Origin of the sequence: Microcoleus sp. S36b_A4 (genome assembly GCF_036700645.1) — a bacterium.
Lineage (GTDB): Bacteria > Cyanobacteriota > Cyanobacteriia > Cyanobacteriales > Microcoleaceae > Microcoleus.
Genome location: NZ_JAUBPI010000049.1, coordinates 1 through 19,737 on the forward strand (window position 1 = coordinate 1; position 19,737 = coordinate 19,737).

The window sequence follows — 19,737 nt, forward strand, 5'->3', positions numbered from 1 at the left end:
CTGACCAGTTTTTTTTCAACAATTCTCTAAAAGCCTCTTGACAAAAGACTTACAGTCTTAACTTGTCACCAATGGTTGTTTACGGACACACCCCCGTTCCCGAAACAGAATGGTTGAACAATACTGTTGATATTGACACCGGCTGCGTTTTCGGAGGCAAACTAACAGCTTTGCGGTATCCGGAAAGAGAATTTGTCAGCGTTCCTGCTGCAAGAATTTACTGCGAACCTGCCAAACCGATCCTCTTTCAAGACAGCCCAACTCCACTTAACAAGAGAGACATGAATTCACCCGCGATCGATAGCGGTTTGGCTGCAGTGAATCTCACCGCCCAACAGCAGTTTGATGACGTACTGGACATTAGCGACGTACTCGGAAAACGCATTATTTCAACTCGCCTGCAAAGTAACATTACGATTAAAGAAGAAAATGCGATCGCAGCCCTAGAAGTAATGAGTCGGTTTGCCGCCAATCCCAAATGGCTGATTTATTTGCCGCCCACAATGTCTCCCGCCGCTACCTCCAACGAACCAGGACTTTTAGAACATCCAGCCGAAGCATTTAGCTACTACCAACAGCAGGGCATACCGACAGTTGTGTGCGAAGAAAAGCACATGGGTTCCCGTGCAGTTGCGATCGTGTGCCGCGACGCACCGGCAGCTTTACGCCGCTTTGGCATTCTCAGCGAGAGTATGGGCATTTGCTACACCCGCACGGGACGGCATTTTTTCGATAATTCTACCTTAGAAACAGAATTTTTAGCGCGGGTAAATGTCGCTCTCACTGCCAGCAATTTTTGGGATAAATTTCAAACCGATTGGGTGTGTTTGGACTGCGAATTAATGCCTTGGTCAGCCAAAGCTCAAGGTTTGTTGAAAGAGCAATACGCCGCCGTGGGAACAGCATCTCGTCACGGGTTTGCGGAGGCGATTAAGAACTTAGAACAGGCAAATCAGCGGGGAGTTGAAATTAATTTTTTGCTGACTAGCTATCAAGAGCGAGCCGAACTAGCCGATCGCTATGTTAAGGCCTATCAGCGCTACTGCTGGCCAGTGAAATCGCTCTTGGACCTCAAATTAGCGCCTTTCCACATCTTGGCAACCGAGGGAACAGTTCACACTGACAAAAATCACTGTTGGCACATGGAACAGATTTCACAAATTTGTAAAGCTGACCCTGAATTTCTGTTAGCTACTGAATACAAAATAGTTGAAATTGCCGATTTTGACAGCAGATCTGCAGGGATTCAATGGTGGGAAAAACTGACGGCGGCGGGAGGCGAAGGAATGGTTGTTAAACCAATGGATTTTATTGTGAAAAATAGCAAAGGACTCGTACAGCCTGCGGTAAAATGTCGCGGTAAAGAGTATTTGCGAATTATTTATGGTCTGGAATATTCTTTGCCGGCACATTTAGAAAAACTGCGATCGCGCGGACTTTCCGGCAAGCGTTCTTTGGCGTTGCGAGAGTTTGCTCTCGGTATAGAAGCATTGGAGAGATTTGTTGCGGGTGCTCCATTGAGACAAGTTCACGAGTGCGTTTTCGGAGTTTTAGCGATGGAGAGCGAACCTGTCGATCCGAGGCTGTAATCTAAAGGTAGAAAGCAGGCAAAAATCTCGATTTGACAGTAATCTGGCAGGGGTTTAAACCCCTGCCTCAAAGCTAAATTTGTCTGAAGACAGTTTAACAAATTATTAGGATAACCACCAATTACCAATTACCAATTATTACTGTATCTTACTAACTCCTAACTTAGGTAATTGGCACAGGTTGGGCGATTGCGGGAAATAAGGTGCGTCATGTACACCCTACTTTAATTCCACGAATCGGCGGCTTAACATCAGGTTTTTAACCCTAATTCTATCCTATTTGTAACCTCTATTTTTCTCCGACCAAATGCGGGTTGGGAGTCCCCAAACATAGACAAATCCTTCGGCAGCTTTGTGATCGAATTCGTCCTCTGCGCCGTAGGTGGCTAAGTCGAAACTGTACAGAGAATTCTCAGATTTGCGGCCGACAATAGTCGCATTTCCTTTGAACAGTTTGAGGCGAACGGTTCCAGTTACTCGCTTTTGCGTGTCCTGAATAAATGCGTCTAAAGCTGTTTTCAAAGGATTGTACCACAGACCGTTGTAAATCATTTGGCTGTAGGTTTCTTCGATGCCTCGCTTGTACCGCGTTACATCTGCTGTCAAGGTCAAACTTTCTAAGTCTCGGTGCGCGTGCATCAAAACTAAAATCGCTGGTGTTTCGTAAATTTCCCGCGATTTAATACCTACAAGGCGGTTTTCAATCATGTCAATCCGGCCGACTCCGTGGTTCCCAACTATTTCATTTAGCTGGGAAATTAAGGCGACTGGTGATAAATTTTTGCCGTTTAAACTGACAGGATTGCCGCAATCGAAACCGATTTCTATGTATTCGGGTGTGTCGGGAGTTTGTTCGATCGCCTTTGTCATCAAATAAACTTCCTCTGGCGGTTCCGCCCAAGGATCTTCCAGGATTCCGGCTTCAATTGCCATTCCTAATAAGTTGCGATCGATACTGTAAGGGGAAGACTTTTTCACTGGCGACGGAATGCCGCATCTCTCGCCGTATGCGATCGTTTCCTCGCGGCTCATTTTCCACTCCCGCGCTGGTGCTAAGATTTTAATCTTGGGGTTGAGCGCGCCGATCGACACATCGAACCGTACCTGATCGTTTCCTTTACCTGTGCAACCGTGGGCGATCGCATCTGCACCGTATTTTTCCGCAGCTTCTACTAACAATTTAGCAATCAGCGGGCGAGCCAGGGCAGTCGAAAGGGGATAACGGTTTTCGTAAAGTGCGTTAGCTTGAATCGCTGGAAACGCATAATCTTTGACAAATTCTTCGGTAGCATCAATAACTAAAGATTCCGAAGCACCGGATGCTAAAGCTTTTTTGCGGATCGGTTCTAATTCGTCTCCCTGTCCCAAATCAGCAGCCAGAGTAATTACCTCTTCCACACCCCACTCATTTTTGAGGTAAGGAATGCAGACGGAAGTATCGACTCCGCCCGAATATGCTAGCACAACTTTTTTAGCGCGACTCATTGCTCTTTACATCCTGAATTTAACTGACATCTTGCACCATTGTCACTAAGCTTTTCAGGGCGGGCAAGATGCCCACCCCACAAAAAAATATCATTTTTGTGGAACAGGCATCTTGCCTGTTCTTGAGAATGGTGCAAGATATCCGATTTAACCGACTTTTCATTATGCACCTAATTGAGATCGATTCTTGTCAGAAATAGTACAGATTTATATATTCTTTTTTTGCTAAACTTGGCTATTTACCAGGGGAGTTGCTGGGGAAAATCTGCTACCGTGGGATACGGTAACTGTGGCGATGAGGAAAAACCGTGTTTTTTAGTGTTGTGATTCCGACGTATAATCGTAAACCGATTTTGGCAAAATGTCTACTGGCTTTGGAAAATCAGCAGTTCGGTGAGATTGTCAGAGAGTATGAAGTAATTGTGGTGGACGACGGATCGACGGACGGGACGCTGGAGTGGTTGGCGGCAAATGCTGACTTGTTGCCTCATGTGCGATCGATCTGTCAATCTCACCAGGGCCCGGCGGCGGCCCGGAATTTGGGCGTTGAAGATGCTAAGGGCGATACGATTATTTTTATTGACAGCGATTTGGTGGTAACAGAGCATTTTTTGCAAGCACACGCCGATGCTTTACTACAGGGTTACAAAGATACTGATGCTGTTTTTACTTACGGCAGCGTGATCAATACTTGCAATTTTGAGAATCCTACCTCAGAACCTTACAAAATCACCGATTTTTCGGCGGCTTATTTTGCTACGGGAAATGTGGCAATCGCCCGCCACTGGCTGCTGGCTGCTGGACTGTTTGACAATCGCTTTCAACTGTACGGATGGGAAGATTTAGAGTTGGGAGTTAGGTTAAAACAATTAGGTTTGAAACTCATTAAATGTCCGGCTGCTGTCGGCTATCACTGGCATCCACCTTTTAGTTTAGAGCAAATTCCGGGCATGATTGACCGAGAAATTCAGCGCGGTAGAATGGGAGTTTTGTTTTATCAAAAACACCCAAGTTGGGAAGTAAGGATGATGATTCAAATGACTTTTCTGCACCAAATCCTATGGGGAGTTTTATCATTAGGTGGGATGCTGAACGAACGAACGATGACTCCTTTTTTGCAGTGGTTGATTGACCAAGGCAAACCGCAGTTAGCTCTAGAAATTGCTCGGATTTTTCTGAATTGGTATAACGTGAAAGCCGTGTACGCCGCTTGCGGGGAATTGCAGACCGAGACAAAGATACCATAAATCGGCCCGACAGCGCAAATAAAATATAAGATATTGTAGGAGTATTTCAGGGCCCATTGGTGTCAACTTAAGCTCAAATGTAGTAAAAGCCTACTGTTTGACAATTATGCCTACACTGCCCTAGCGCTGCTAAAGAAGGGGGATTTAGGGAACTCAAGACTTGGATACAAACCAGAAAAACAAATAATTTTAGTCTTAAGTTGACACCCATGTTCCGGCCTGTTTGAATTAACCTTTCCAGTGAGGATATCTACTGAAAAAAAAGCCACAAGATAAAGGCAGGCAAAACTGGTTGATAGAAATTGTACCAGCTTTACCTTTAATCAAAATTGCTTGCTTAGCCTGTGATTTGAGCAATATAGGCTGTTTTCTCACTCGGCTCCGATCGTTTTATCTACCAACATTTTCCAACGCTCATTACTTTTGATATAATGACAGATAATTTAGGAGCGTGCTATAAAGCCAATAGTTGTGCTGGTTGATCTGAGAGTGTTACCTAAAAGTGGTTAATGATTTTGAAAATATTCCCACATATACAACTTGAATAGTGTGAGGGTTTGCTATGAATACAACTGACAATAAAAATCCAAGACTAGAAACACTTAGACTTCAAAACGCTGCCTTACAAGAAAATATTTTAATGGTGGACGACCATCCAGAAAGCTTGCGGCTTTTATCCCAGCTTTTGTCTAAGCGGGGATATAAAGTGCGGCCGACACGAGATGTCAAATTGGCTCTTAACTTTGCTCTGTCGAGTCCACCAGATTTGATTTTGCTGGACATCATGATGCCCGGTATGGATGGCTATCAAGTCTGCGAACAGCTAAAAGCTTGTCCGCAAACCAAAGATATTCCTGTGATTTTTATTAGCTCTTTAAATGAAGTTTTTGATAAAGTCAAAGCTTTTTCGGTGGGCGGGGCCGACTACATTAGTAAACCATTTCAAACAGAAGAAGTGGTGAGCCGCGTCGAAAATCAACTGCTTCTGAGCCGTCTTTATAAACAAATTTTAGCACAAAATGCGCGGCTGCAAGCAGAAATAGAAGAACGCAAACGGATCGAAGCAGAACTCCGAGACAGCCAACGCTGGCTATCGGCAGTAATTCAAACACATCCTAATCTTTTGTACGTTTCCGATTTGATAGAACAGCGAACTCTGTATATCAACCGCGAAATCTATAGCGATATTGGCTACACCCTTGAAGAAATCCAGAAGATGGCAGGAGGATTTCTTCCTAACTTAATACACCCTGACGATTTACCAGGATTCTCAGAACATCTGAGCAAAATTGACGCAGCAAAAGACGGGGAAAGCTTTGAGTTTGAGTACCGAATTCAGCACAAAAATGGTGAATATCGCTGGTTTGTTAGCGTGGATACAGTGTTTGCCAGAACAGCAGACGACAAACCTTGGAAAATTTTGGGGACGGCTACTGAAATAAGCGATCGCAAACAAGCAGAACTAGAACTTAAAACAGCTTTAGCTGCTTTGGAACGGCAAATAAAACAAAAATTTCTGCTAGAAACAATTACTCTCGAAATTCGCTACAGCTTAAATCAAGAGCAAATTTTTCAAACAGCGACTGCTCAAATAGGTCGAATTTTTAATGCCGATTGCTGCTTGATTCACACCTATACAGAAGACCCAGTTCCCAGAATTTATAATGTTGCTGAGTACAGAAAAACAGCCTCTCAATCGCTTTTAGATTTAGAAATTCCCATACAGGGCAATCCTCACGTTGAGTTTTTATTGTCCCAAGATCAAGCTGTAGTTTCTGACGATGTTTTTTCCGAACCCCTGCTAGAAAATGTCCGAGATTGGTGCTGTCAAATAGGTTTGAAGTCGATGATATCCATCCGCACTTCCTATCAGGGAAAAGCTAACGGAATGATATGCTTACATCAGTACGATCGCCCCCGCCACTGGACGCAGGATGAGATCAGATTATTGAGCGCTGTGGCGGCACAGATGGGAATTGCGATCGCTCAAGCAAATCTTCTGGAACAAGATAAACAACAGCGGCTTAAACTTCAACAAAGCGAAGCTAGTCTAGCAGCAGCCCAGAAAATTGCCCATATCGGCAGTTGGGAATTTGATTTAGTCACCAATAGAATTACTTGGTCAGAAGAAGTATTCCGCATTTTTGGTCTTGACTCAAGTGCAACTGAACCGACATCTGCCAAACTTTTAAAGATGTGTCATCCCGACGACAGAGAATTATTTCAACAAACCGTCAGCCTGACTATCTCACAAGGCATTGCCTACAAAAGAGAGTTCCGATTTTTGTATCCTAGCGGTCAAATTATATACGTCGAAGGAAGGGGAGAAGCTGTTTTTAGCGAAACTGGGGAAGTAATAAAACTGTTGGGAACAGTGATGGATATTAGCGATCGCAAAAAAGCCGAAGCAGCTTTGCTTCTTAGCGAAGAACGTTTTTATCTGGCATTTGAAGGCAGTGCTACGGGATTGTGGGATTGGAATTTGACCACGGGAGAAGTCTATTTTAATCCGCGGTGGAAAACGATGCTGGGATATGAAGTAGAGGAGGTAGAAAATAGTTTCGCCACCTGGGAGAAACTGGTACATCCAGAGGATGTTCCTCCGGCTAAAGCAGCGCTAAATGCTCACCTGGAAGGCAAAAGTCCTACTTACGAAGTGGAATTTAGGATGCTGACAAAATCCGGCGAGTGGAAGTGGATTTTAGCTCAAGCGAAGGTGATGGAACACGACGCTTCGGCAAATCCTTTGCGGATGACGGGCACGCATATCGATATTAGCGATCGCAAACAAGCCGAAGCAGATTTGCAATTTAGCGAACAGCGAGAACGAGAAAAAGCGAAACAGTTAGAAAAAACTCTGGCAGACTTACAAAAAGCTCAATCTCAGCTTATTCAAGCAGAAAAAATGTCAAGTATCGGGCAAATGGTAGCGGGAGTAGCCCACGAAATTAATAACCCCATCAGCTTCATCTACGGCAATATTATTCCCGCCGCACAGTACGCTCGCGATTTGGTAAAATTGATCAATCTCTACCAGCAACACTATCCCGAACCAGTTGCCGAAATTGAGGAAGAATTGGCAGAAGTCGAAGTAGATTTTATTGCTGAGGATTTTCCGAGAATGCTGGCTTCCATGCAAGAAGGTGCTAACCGAATTAAGCAGATAGTGCTGTCTTTACGAAATTTTTCGAGACTGGACGAAACAGCTCGCAAAGTAATAGATATTCATGAAGGGATAGAGAGCACTTTGGTGATTTTGCAGCACCGATTTCAGCCACAGGTAAAACGTGGGGAAATTCAAGTTATTAAAAATTACGGCGAACTGCCCAAAGTCGAGTGTTATCCGGCTCAATTAAACCAAGTATTTATGAATTTGCTGGTGAATGCGATCGACGCTATGGAAGAGTCATCAGCAAATTGTACTTGCAAAGTTAATCAGATTCGCATTGTTACTGAAGTCAGCAGCGAAAATCAAGTGTGTGTGCGAATCTCTGACACCGGGCCCGGTATCCGTCCCGAAATTCAGTCAAGGATGTTTGACCCATTTTTTACTACCAAACCGATCGGCACCGGCACTGGTTTGGGGTTGTCGATTAGTTACCAAATTGTGAAAGACACCCACGGCGGTAAGTTGGAGTGTCATTCAGAAGTTGGCCGGGGAACAGAATTTGCGCTCCAACTGCCGATTTCGCAAAAGTTGAAAGTTAAAACTTAGGATAAGCTGTTAAATCAGGGGCGGTAAATTAACCATAATTTTTGTAGGGGCCAGTTCACCAACCATCTATAATATCAGCCAGAGATGAGCCTAAACCCACCCCGACCGTCAGATGGGGGGGAATTCAACGGATATTATATGAATCGTCTATCAGAACCTATTTTAGAGTGCGTCATAACCTGACATTTTCTCCCGTATTTGCTGCGAACGGTCTGTCATTTAGTTTAATCTTATCTTAAACATGATATAATAAAGAGTTACCCTTTTGAGACTCCAGACGTTGCGCTGCTAAAATTAGTAGTGAATATTACAGTTGCTATTATACAAACTCTGTCAACATACGTCTGCTGTAGCGTCTACCACATTTTAACTGAATTATGACTGACTCAATTCGCTTCCTCATGTGTGCTCCCGACCACTACGATGTGGATTACGTGATTAATCCGTGGATGGAGGGAAATGTCCACAAATCATCGCGCGATCGCGCCGTCGAACAGTGGGAAAAACTTTACCACGTCCTCAAAGAAAACGCCGTGGTAGACCTCGTACCGCCCGCAAAAGGCTGGCCGGATATGGTTTTCACCGCCAACGCAGGCTTACTTTTAGGCAATACCTTCGTCCTCAGCCGTTTCTATCACAAAGAACGCCAAGGCGAAGAACCCTATTTCAAAGCATGGTTTGAAAGCAAAGGTTTCACCGTGCACGAACTCCCGAAAGACTTGCCGTTTGAGGGCGCTGGCGATGCTTTACTCGATCGCGAAGGACGCTGGTTGTGGGCCGGATACGGCTTCCGTTCCGAACTCGACTCGCACCCGTTACTAGCAAAATGGCTCAACATAGAAGTGCTTTCGCTGCGTTTAGTTGACGAACGTTTCTATCACCTAGACACCTGTTTTTGTCCTCTGACAGGCGGCTATTTGCTCTACTATCCAGCAGCATTTGACTCCTACTCCAACCGCTTAATTGAAATGCGAGTTGCGCCGGAAAAACGCATTGCCATTGAAGAAGCAGATGCCGCCAATTTTGCCTGCAATGCGGTCAATATTGACAAAGTTGTGGTAATGAACAAGGTTAGCGAAGCCTTGAAAACGCGCATTACTAAGGCCGGTTTTCAAGTAATTGAAACGCCGATGAGCGAATTTCTGAAAGCGGGCGGCGCCTGTAAGTGTTTGACGCTGCGGGTAACGGAACCGGTGCAAGAAGATCGATCGGCAAACGTGATGGTAGAAAGCCGCACAATTCGCATGGACGGTCACTTGCTAGATGCTGGTTTAATCAGTCGCGCTTTGGACTTAATTGTCGATCTCGGTGGCAGTTTCCAAGTGCTCAATTTCAATCTAGGAGAGCAGCGGCAAAGCACATCATCTGCCGACGTTAAAGTTTCGGCTCCTTCCCACGATGTGATGGAAGAAATGATGGGAATGCTGATTGACTTGGGTGCAGTGCCGCCACCACAAGAGATTTGCGACGCTATTTTAGAACCCGTAGTCCAAGATGGTGTCGGACCAGACGACTTTTATGTGAGTACAATTTATCCCACGGAAGTGCGGGTAAATGGTCAGTGGGTGAAAGCGCAAAATCAGCGGATGGATGGTGCTGTTGCTATTACTGAAACTGCTGATGGCCCAGTGGCTAAATGCAAATTATTGCGCGACTTAAAAGTAGGTGAAAAAGTCGTTGTAGATGTAGTGGGTATCCGCACCATCCGCAAAACAGAATCCCGGGAACAGCGCAATTCTCAAGAATTCAGCTTTATGTCCGGCAGCGTTTCTAGCGAGCGCCGTGTAGAATTGGTGGTGGAACAAGTAGCGTGGGAATTGCGCCAAATTCGCGATCGCGGTGGCAAAGTTGTAGTTACCGCAGGGCCTGTTGTTATTCACACCGGCGGTGGCGAACATTTAGCGCATTTGATTCGCGAAGGTTACGTGCAAGCGCTGTTAGGTGGAAATGCGATCGCAGTTCACGACATGGAACAATCGAATATGGGAACCTCTTTAGGGGTTGACATGAAACGCGGTGTTGCTGTGCGGGGTGGACACCGCCATCACTTGAAAATAATTAACAGTGTGCGACGTTACGGGAGTATTGCAAAAGCTGTTGAAGCAGGCTTGGTTACTAACGGTGTGATGTACGAGTGCGTGAAGCATAATATACCGTTCTCTCTTGCCGGTTCGATCCGTGATGACGGGCCACTTCCTGACACACAAATGGATTTAGTTAAGGCTCAAGAAGAATATACTGAGCTGTTACGCGGTGCGGATATGGTGTTAATGCTGTCGTCTATGCTGCACTCAATTGGTGTGGGAAATATGACGCCGGCTGGTGTGAAGATGGTCTGTGTGGACATTAATCCGGCGGTGGTGACGAAATTGAGTGATCGGGGTTCGATCGAGTCTATTGGAGTTGTTACCGATGTGGGATTGTTCCTAAGTTTGTTGGTTAATCAATTGGATAAATTGACCAGCCGCCATCATGTAGCTCAATCTGTTTAGATTTAGCTAGTCTACTCGTTACCAGGCTCTTCCTGGTAACGCAGATGCGGAGGCTGTGGAATTAAGAGATTTAACCGCAGAGGGTGCAGAGAACGCAGAGGGAGATTCCAGAGAGATGAATAATTCCGATGAAGCGCGGATTTGATATTGATATTCCCATAAAAAATATTCCAATAAAAAGCCTCAGACCCGCAAGTCTGAGGACCGGAGTTCCTGAAAATCGTCACTTCTTACTATTGTCGCCAACAAACACCACAACATACAAGAGGGGTGCAACCCAGCACGGCAGTTTTTGGCAGATAGAGATTGCTTCCTGACTCGGAAGGCGAAAGCAATTTTTAATTCAACACTTCACGAAAGCAAAACAATTCTTCTCGCCATTTTCAGATCTGAGTTGATAATTATTGCTTTAGGATGGCAGTCTGTCCTCGATCGCAATATAAGGCTCACCGTGAGTGCCCGTATATATTTGAGTCGGGCGGTAAATGCGGTTTGCCTCTAGCTGTTCCTTCCAGTGGGCCAACCAGCCAGCAACACGGGCGATCGCAAAAACTGGTGTAAATAAGTCGATCGGAATTCCCATTTTTCGGTAAACTAGACCCGAATAGAAATCTACATTTGCATAAATTCCTTTGTGACCCAATTTCTCCTCAACCACTTCTTCCAACTCGACAGCAATGTCGTAATAATCGTCGTGACCGAAGTTCTCAAATAACTGTTCTGCTAACCCTTGGAGAATAGTTGCTCTCGGATCTTTCACCTTGTAAACTCGGTGACCGAAACCCATGATTTTGTCCTTATTTGCAACGCACTTCTCGACAAAAGGCCGCACGTTTTCTACCGAACCAATTTGCTCCAACATATCAATCACTTCTTCATTAGCTCCCCCGTGCAGTGGCCCCGCCAAAGTGCCAACTGCTGAAGCAATAACCCCGTAAGGGTCTGTCAGCGTCGAAGCTGTTACCATTGCCGAAAATGTAGAGGCATTAATTGTATGTTCAGCATGGAGAGTCAGACAAGTGTCAAAAATGCTAGCTAACAGTGGATCGGGTTCTTGCTCGTTGAGCATATAAAGAAAGTTAGCCGAGTAGTCCAAGTCATCCCTCGGCCGCACCGGGTCATTTCCCCGTCGCATTTGCTGGAACGCTGCTACCATTGTGGGAATCTTAGCTAGCAGTCGCACTACAGCTTCTCGAATGTATGCTGGGTTAGCCAGGGCTCTGCGAGAGTAGAACAAGCCCAAGGCGGCCGCTGAAGCTTGCAGGGCGTCCATGGGATGTCCTCTTTCTGGAAAGCATTTCATCATGTCCCGGATGCGATATTTGATCCGGCGGTGATAGCGAATTTCATGCTCGAAAGCTTCTAGTTCTTCCTTTGTCGGAAGTACCCCCCAGATTAATAAATATGAAGTTTCGAGAAAGGAGCTTTTGAGTGCCAGTTCCTCGATGCTAATCCCGCGATATTCCAGCAACCCTTTTTGTCCATCGACGTAGCTAATGCTGGACAAGGTGGCGGGAACACCTTCTAAACCTGGTTTGAATTCGCCGACGACCATTGCGATACCGTTTTGTGTGAGTTCAATCTACTAAAAGTACATTACCAGAAACCAAGATAGTGTCACAGTCTTGACAAATAATCATTTAATTGGGGTTCAGAAATCGGGTTTTTCAAAAGACAGCCCGATCGCACCGCTGCGTATTGTCGCCCCTTTTCTCCGGTTTCGCCGTCCGAGAATGCGGTTTTAAGAGGGCTGGCGCGTCCTGTTAATGTCGGGGCGGTTCGGTGTTTCTAGGGGAGCAAAAACTTGGGCGCCGTTAGCCAAAACATTTGGCTGCGGCCCACTGGGGAGCCTGTTTCGGGGAGGATTAAGCCGATGATACCTGCTTTTTTGAGAATCAGGGCGTCTTGCGATCGACCCCAAAGCAAAGTTTCTGCCCAGTTGCCTAAGTCTGGTTGGTGGCCAACCAGGGCCAAGCTGTGGCTACCTATTTCCTGCCACTGTTTGTACCACTCCAGCCAGTTCCCGATGTCTCCTGAAGGGGCGAGGGTGGCGGATTCTTCTATTTGGGAACTCAAACCGACTGTTTGCAGGATTTGGGCGGTTTGCTGCGCCCGCAGTAGGGGACTGGTGAGAATTAGGTCAAACTGAATTTCGAGTTCGTACAGGCGTTGGGCAATTTTCCGGGTTTTACGATCGCCCTCTTTAGTCAGGGGGCGTTCTGAGTCTGTATCATATTCTTCGGGTGCGGCGGCGATACCGTGCCGGATTAGATAAATAACCATATCTCAATACTTCCAGGCATTGGGTCCCGTTTTTCTAGGAGCTGTCTAGGATATACCTACCTTTTGCCTATTCTACAACTGTATTGAAATCTGGCGCTGTCATCTGGTTGGCGCTTGTGTAGCGATCGCGCCCTTGTCGTTTCGCATCATATAATGCTCGATCGGCGAGGGCAACGAGTTCATCCGGTGATATTTCCGCAGTGGGAATCACAGTTGCAATTCCCATGCTAACGGTCACGATCGCGCTCACATCAGATTGCTCGTGAGGGATTCCCAAATCTCGGATTGCCTCTCGGATCGACTCAGCAACAGCGATCGCGCCATCCGCATCCGTATTCGGTAGGATAGCCGCGAATTCTTCGCCCCCGTAACGTGCCAACAGATCCGATGAACGTTTAACCGCTTGTGCAGCCGATGAAGCCACTTTTACTAAACAAATATCCCCAGCTTGATGTCCGTAGCAATCGTTATATCGCTTGAAATAATCTACATCCAACATAATCAACGAAAGCAGTTGTTTCCCCTGTATCAGTCGGTGCCATTCCGACTGCAATCGCTCATCAAAACAGCGGCGGTTTGCTACTTGTGTTAACCCATCTGTCGTAGCAATTAATCTTTCTTGTTCCGCCCGGTGTCTGAGCATCTCCTCGGCCCGCTTGCGTTCTGTAATATCAGCAAAAGTCGTTACTACTGCATAGGGTTGAGACTGATTCATTTGGAACAGCGGTTGCGAATTAATCGAAATCCAAGTCAGCGTTTTATCCGATTTGTGAATGCCCATCACCACATTTGATACGGGTTTTCCCGTCCGTAGGGTAATCATTGCCGGATGCTGTTGGCAGGGGAAAGGAGAGCCATCTTCCTGAACGGTTCGCCAGTCTAAATCTATGGATGTACGCCCCATAAGTTGTTCGGGGGTCAGTCCGAGAATCCTTCCGGCACTAGCATTACAGGTAGTAATTTGTCCGTCTGCTAGCTGAAGTACGACGCCTTCAGTCATGCTTCTAATCACAGAACGATACCGTTCCTCGCTCTCCTGTAATTGACTCAGGAGAATGTTTTTAGCATCAAACTCTGAAGCCAGATGCAGGCTACCCGCCAAAAACCCCGCCATCAGTTGTAAGGTATGAATATCTGACTCTGTAAAGGCACAGGGTCTAGCGGAAACAACTTTTAAGACGCCAACCCGATCGTCCTGATAGAACAAGGGAACAACCACCAGTGACCGGATACCAATGCGCTGACAGACAGACTGCTCCACCCGTGAATCGGTTTGTGAATCATCACAAAGCATAATTTGGCCGGTCGCAATACATTTTCCCGATAAACTTGTCCCTACTTTCATCCGTAATCCAACATAGGTGCTGGCGATACCGCTGGCTGCCCGATAAACCAACTCATCCCCTTCCAAGATTTCAATCACGGCCCCATCGGCACCGATCAATTTTTGAGTTCGATCGTTAATCACCGCCATCACTGCATCCAGGTTAGGATTGCGGATGGCGATTTCCTGTTGGGTGGCAATCACCACAGCCAGACGCCCGAACTCTTGCTGTAATGCTGCTTCTGCTTGCTTGCGATCGGTGATATCCTTCATAAAGCAGTGATGCCCGATCGATCGCTCCTGCGAGTCGTAGGCTGCCAACATCACCACCTGCTTGTAAAAAATCGAACCATCTTTCCTGATACCCCGGGCCTCAACTTCCACTCGGCCCTCGGCTAGCATTTTTTGATAAGCCGTCATCATCTTGTAGCAGTCGTCGGGATGAACTGTTTTCTGCCAATTGATACCAACCATTTCTTCAGGCTGATAACCCGCTATATTGGCGTAGGCTTGATTAACGGTGAGGTAGCGTCCGAAAACATCCAGTCGCGAGATGCCTTCCACAGCATTAGCAAGAGCTGTACTCATTTCTCTGAGTTCTGTTTCCGCCTGGACAATATCCGTAATGTCTTGGGATGTACCAAACAACCGAATGACTTTTCCCTCTGCATTGAGTTGAACCTGTCCTCTGGCTTCAGTATGGCGGATAGAACCATTCCGACTCACGATTCTAAGGCGCAATAGATAAGGCTCTCCGTGAGTGAGCGCTCGTTGAACTACCCGGTGTAGCTGTTTGGCACTTTCGGGATGGTAAAGCCGCAAGTTTTCTTCATAAGTAGGTTCGCCTAGGGCCCTAGATCGTCCCAAAATCTCGAATAGTTCGGGAGACCAGGTAATTTTACCCGTACTCACGTCCCATTCCCAGCTACCGATGTGGGCAACCCGCTGGGCTTCTGACAACCGGGTTTCACTCTTTTGCAGGGCTGTTTCTACTTGCTGGCGGTCGGTAATGTCTTTTTCGTTCACGAGCAACATCGGGTTGCCTGTTACCGGGTCGTTGGTACACCGCACGTCCATCCCATGCCAGCGAATCCCCGCCAGAGTAATCACTTGAGCCTCCGTGCTAAATACTTCACCAGACTTAAGAACTGCCATTGCTCGCTCTCCTACCTGAGAGTCAACAAAGCGACTCACAAAAGCATTATCTGTCGCAGAGCCACGGTGCAGCGCCTCCCCGTAACAGCCCAAGGCCGCCGGGTTTTGCAGCAGCGGCACACCTTCGAGGGTGTAGAGCGAAACCATCAGCGTGGTGTGTCGGATTGCCTCGATCGATCGCAGGGTTTCCGGTTCGATGTGAGGAGCGGTTTCGACCTTACCCTCGACCAGGATTGCCAAACGCCCGCTATCAATCCTGATGCCAGAGCACCGACAGCCGACAGAAACAGCCTCACCGGCCGGGTAAAACGTCCACTGCTCAGACAAGGTTTGGCCTTGCTCAAACTGCTCCAGATAGCCCTGCAAGCGAATCCGAGTACACTCTGACAACATATCCCTAAAGTTGTGGCTCGCGAGTTGCTGCCGCGTCGAAGCATTCCACAGGTACAAGGAAGCTTGGTTGGCCCACCGGATTTGCCAATGCTCAATATCAAATATCCAGATCGGGTTTTGCAACAAGTCAAAGGCTTTGAGGTGGACAATTTCCCCGCTCAGGGAACAGGCTAACTCTGGTTGTAGACAATTTTGATGATTGACTCTTGGCGCGCTTTCTGTATTGGGATCAGTTTGATTTGGTTCTGTTTCGAGTTCCGGCGGTTGATTTGGCCCGATCACCGGGCGGTGAGATTCCAAGTGCCACATCCTCAACCCGATGTGCATTGCAACCTGTTGCATGATCTCAACGTCGAGAGGTTCCCACTGACGCGGACTTCGGCATTGATGAGCAATCAACAGTCCCCAAAGCTTCGGAGATTGCTGTTGTTGGCCATCTAGCAAGATTGGCGCAACTAAATTTGCCTGAACTTGGATGCGATCGAGCAATTCGACATCACAAGCTTGAAGATCACCAGCGTGAATATCAGAAATGCTGCTCGTTTGTCCCTGGCTGTAACGATCTACCCAGGTGGCTTCAAAGCAAGGATCATAAATCTGTTTTCCTAGGGTTGGCGGCCACTGGGCATCAACCGATTCTGCAAATACTACGCCATCTCTATGCGATAGGAAGCGATAAATAATTACACGATCGGTTTGCAGCAGCACCCTGGTTTCTTCTAGCGCACATTGCAAAATTGTCTCCAGAGCCACGAACTCGTTGATTTTAAGTGCAATTTCTGAAACTTTTTCTATGCTTTTCTCTAACGACCAAGAGAAAGTCTGTTTTGTAGACATCTCCGTGTTCCTTGTTTTTTTTAGCTATTTTCTACTATCCTAACCCGCGGCAAATAAATATAATAATTTGTTTGAAATTCTAGGAATTGCTGCCTGGGCTTAGAAAAAAAACATCTTTATGTGACAAGCAAAACTTTTTTGACTGCTACAATTACTTTTTTCATATCATTTAGCCAATGGTTTAGGTTGTTTGGCATCTATTTTGATTCTTTTCAAGCGTTTTTTTACTAATTATTATCGAAAGTTTCCTGCACCAACTATAACAAATTATGATTGATTTAGCGAAAAAATACTAAAATGTCAAAAAATCAACCTTGTATAATTGTTAAAAATCAAGAATTATTATGGATTTAGTAAAATAGATAAAACTAAATTTGCTCCGCCACCTGGTTTTTTTGAGCAAAATACTTCGTTGCCTCCCTTGACAATAGTTAAAATACCCAGTTTCTTTGGTGTGTATTTTGGGGAAATGGGGATAAAATTTATTAGTGTTAGTCCTGGAGAAGTCAACCGGGTTTTTTAACCTCCTTACTTCGTTAAAAGTGACATCTTGCAGGATTTTTAATAAACTTTTTATGGGCGGATTTTCCTGCCCAACCCCTACTACCCACAAGAAAATACAGTTGTTGTGGAACAGGCCGGAAAGCTTGTTGATGGCAGAAGCGCACTAGGCGTGAGTTCAAACCCTCAATAAAACTTAAAAAAGCCGGTTGATGAGAGTTAGAGTGCGGGCAAGACTGATTATCAAGTTAAGATTTTGCCCGGACTGAGAAAAAAACACGGCAACACCTGGTAGCAAGCGGAGGTCAAAAAGTGATCGCATTCCCAGGCGGTTGCTGGAATTAATACCGCACCTAAAAACTCCAGAGTTAATGATCGTAAACAGGATTGTCTTTAGGACTAATTAAATTCAGCAATTTTTGCTTAATCTGAGCATCAAATACTTCCCATTTCAGCCTTGCATAATCGCTCTTCTCATTCCCGCCGGAAAGAAATCCCACCGGAATTTCAAAACCTCCAGCTTGACTTCTGCCGCCGCCAAAAAAGCGTCCTTGAGCATCTTGACCGAAGGCTTCTTTAATAAATTCGTCGGGGTCGAGAGTAAGTTTATTAGTTCGCAGGGAGCCAATTACTACTTCAATTTCTTCGTCTTTGTCGTGAACAATTGCGTAGACAACTGCTGTGTGTACGTTCTCTTCTGTTACTAAAAAGTCCGCCGCTTGGGGAATAGAATCCCGATCGTCATAGCGGAGGTAGCCGATGCCGGCGATCGAAAAATTGTTCTGGACGGTGCGGTGTTTGAGCGATCGCTCGATCGCGTCCATCACCCACTTAGAACGAGACGACTGTAACACGGCATTCAGCAACTGCGGGTCGTAAAACCTGCTCAAATAAGCCGCAGCTAAAAAGTCCTCCTCCTGAGCTTGTCTGAGGGCGATCGTATCCGATCGCAAACCGTGCATCAAAGCTGTAGCACACTTGATGTGCAGACTGACGCTGGCGTCGAGAGCTAACATTCCCGACTGTAAATACTCGGCAAAAATCGTGGCTGTAGCGCGGATTTGAGGGCGCAAATCGATAAATTCTGCGTTCATTTCCCCCTGCAAATTGTGATGATCGATGACGGCGGCGATCGGAACTCCAGCCGCTAAAATATACCCGGTTAAGTTACAAGTCGTCCCTTGGTTGTCAATGAAAGCGCAGCCCTGAAACACCGACAAATCCTTAGTTTTTAGTGTTTCCACCGTCCAGCGCTGCAACGGCAACCCTGTCAATTTAACTAAGGCAATATTTTCTTGGTGGCTGAGGGCGCCGGCGTAGATAATCTCGCATTGGATATCGTATTGTTCGGCGATTAATTTGTAAGTCCAAGCGCTGGAAAGTGCGTCGGGATCGGGAAAATCTTGCAGCAAGATTAACTGGCGAGTGCCTTTGTGCCGATCAAACATTTGGCGCAATTGCTCGACTTTGCGATCGTGCAATTCCTCGCGGAGACGGCCGCGATTCTCTTCGGAAGCAACTTCGGCTTTGCTGCGCCGTTTCCCAGGCCCACTCACTCCGGGTACAACCTCGCTGCTGGTCTCAAGTTCACCTTCGCGCTTGCCGGATGTTTCATCGGAATTGTTAGGGGGATGGTCTTTCATCGTTAAAAATTAACAATTTAACTATTTCAGGATTTGCGCGACATTCTATCTTAAACCCGGTTTCTTTGTAGATGCCTTGTTGTCAAAGCCCATACTTCTTACTAGAAACCCGATTTAAGTGCGTAAATTCTCTCTTTAACTGTTTAACTTTTTAACTCATGTAGAGAGTGTGCGTTCCCAGGAACGAAGCAATCTCAGGACTCAGAACTTCCGCAAAAAACCCCCGCGCTTGCGCTGACAGGGGTTTTAAAGACCAATTACATATTTTTGCCATTCTTTGTGCATACCGCTCTTAACGTGTTTAGTCACTTCAAAATAAAGACCGCTGTGAGGTTTCCTAGGTGGATAGCGCAGCGACATTCCCGCTTCTTTTGGCGTGCGGCTGCCTTTATTGACATTGCAGCGGACACAAGCGGTGACGAGGTTTTCCCAACTGTCGCCTCCTCCGCGCGATCGGGGAATTACATGATCGAGGGTTAAATCGTCCCCCGCATAACTACAGTATTGACAAGAGTGTGCGTCCCGGTGCAAGATGTTCCGGCGGGTCAGCGGAATATCCTTATAGGGAACTCGGACGTAATGCCGCAGTCGGATCACAGTTGGTAGCGGGAAGTTTGGCGCAATAAATTTCCCGTTATGCTCTACCTGTTCTGCTTTTCCTTTCAGCAACAAAACTACCGCCCTTCGCCAATTGGTGATGTTAAGGGGTTCGTAGGAGGCGTTCAGCACCAGAACATTGCCCATTGTTGATTATTAAAGAGAATATTTTTTTCGATGTTAACACAGGTTCCCCTTTAGGTGGGACAACCTCAGAAAGAGCGAGGGGAGCGCAAAAAACGGTGCAAAACCACTCCTTTACCCTATACCTTTGCGCTTGCGCCCCTTGTGGCTGCACCTGTTTTCTGCCTTTGGTGTTTGTCAGCGAGCTTTTTTCCCTGAGTTTTGGCTTAGATGAGGCCAGTGTGTGCGATCGCAAAAATTTGCAGAATAAACTTTATTTTTTTCTCTAAATGCCTAATCTTCCCGGCAACAAACAGTTTAACTTTTTAGACTATTAGTAACCTTAAATGAAA

10 protein-coding genes are annotated in these 19,737 nt (G+C 46.3%); 4 read left to right on the forward strand and 6 right to left on the reverse strand.

Going from position 1 to position 19,737, the window contains the following annotated elements; all coding sequences use genetic code 11:
- Positions 1–71: 71 nt before the first annotated feature.
- Positions 72–1,589: a polynucleotide kinase-phosphatase gene (locus QUA03_RS16785; protein WP_333213391.1), complete on the forward strand. Its 1,518-nt coding sequence runs from the start codon at positions 72–74 to the stop codon at positions 1,587–1,589.
- Between the two features lie 276 nt (positions 1,590–1,865).
- Here the strand turns inward: QUA03_RS16785 and QUA03_RS16790 are convergent, their stop codons facing one another.
- The gene (locus QUA03_RS16790) at positions 1,866–3,074 is read right to left on the reverse strand and encodes an argininosuccinate synthase (protein WP_333213392.1); all 1,209 of its coding nucleotides are present in this window, start codon (positions 3,072–3,074) and stop codon (positions 1,866–1,868) included.
- Positions 3,075–3,382: 308 nt separating this feature from the next.
- Between QUA03_RS16790 and QUA03_RS16795 the strand changes: the two genes are divergently transcribed.
- The 3 genes from QUA03_RS16795 (at position 3,383) to argZ (ending at position 10,528) form a co-directional block, all read left to right on the forward strand.
- On the forward strand, positions 3,383–4,321 hold the full coding sequence (locus tag QUA03_RS16795) for a glycosyltransferase (protein WP_333213393.1): 939 nt from the start codon (positions 3,383–3,385) through the stop codon (positions 4,319–4,321).
- A 562-nt stretch (positions 4,322–4,883) separates the two neighbouring features.
- Entirely contained in the window at positions 4,884–8,036 is a 3,153-nt protein-coding gene (locus QUA03_RS16800) for a PAS domain-containing protein (protein WP_333213394.1), read from the forward strand.
- Positions 8,037–8,413: 377 nt separating this feature from the next.
- The gene (gene argZ / locus QUA03_RS16805) at positions 8,414–10,528 is read left to right on the forward strand and encodes a bifunctional arginine dihydrolase/ornithine cyclodeaminase (protein ID WP_333213395.1); all 2,115 of its coding nucleotides are present in this window, start codon (positions 8,414–8,416) and stop codon (positions 10,526–10,528) included.
- A 409-nt stretch (positions 10,529–10,937) separates the two neighbouring features.
- Here the strand turns inward: argZ and QUA03_RS16810 are convergent, their stop codons facing one another.
- The 5 genes from QUA03_RS16810 to QUA03_RS16830 form a co-directional block, all read right to left on the reverse strand.
- Positions 10,938–12,083 (reverse strand): citrate synthase, encoded by a 1,146-nt coding sequence (locus QUA03_RS16810; RefSeq protein WP_333082657.1) that lies wholly within the window; start codon positions 12,081–12,083, stop codon positions 10,938–10,940.
- A gap of 233 nt (positions 12,084–12,316) precedes the next feature.
- Positions 12,317–12,811 (reverse strand): phosphohistidine phosphatase SixA, encoded by a 495-nt coding sequence (gene sixA, locus QUA03_RS16815; RefSeq protein WP_333213396.1) that lies wholly within the window; start codon positions 12,809–12,811, stop codon positions 12,317–12,319.
- Positions 12,812–12,878: 67 nt separating this feature from the next.
- Positions 12,879–16,520, reverse strand: a complete 3,642-nt coding sequence (locus QUA03_RS16820) for a diguanylate cyclase domain-containing protein (protein WP_333213397.1) — start codon at positions 16,518–16,520, stop codon at positions 12,879–12,881.
- An 869-nt stretch (positions 16,521–17,389) separates the two neighbouring features.
- Entirely contained in the window at positions 17,390–18,664 is a 1,275-nt protein-coding gene (locus QUA03_RS16825; protein ID WP_333213398.1) for a bifunctional oligoribonuclease/PAP phosphatase NrnA, read from the reverse strand.
- 246 nt (positions 18,665–18,910) lie between these two features.
- Positions 18,911–19,408, reverse strand: a complete 498-nt coding sequence (locus QUA03_RS16830; protein ID WP_333082663.1) for an HNH endonuclease — start codon at positions 19,406–19,408, stop codon at positions 18,911–18,913.
- Between the last annotated feature and the right edge of the window lie 329 nt (positions 19,409–19,737).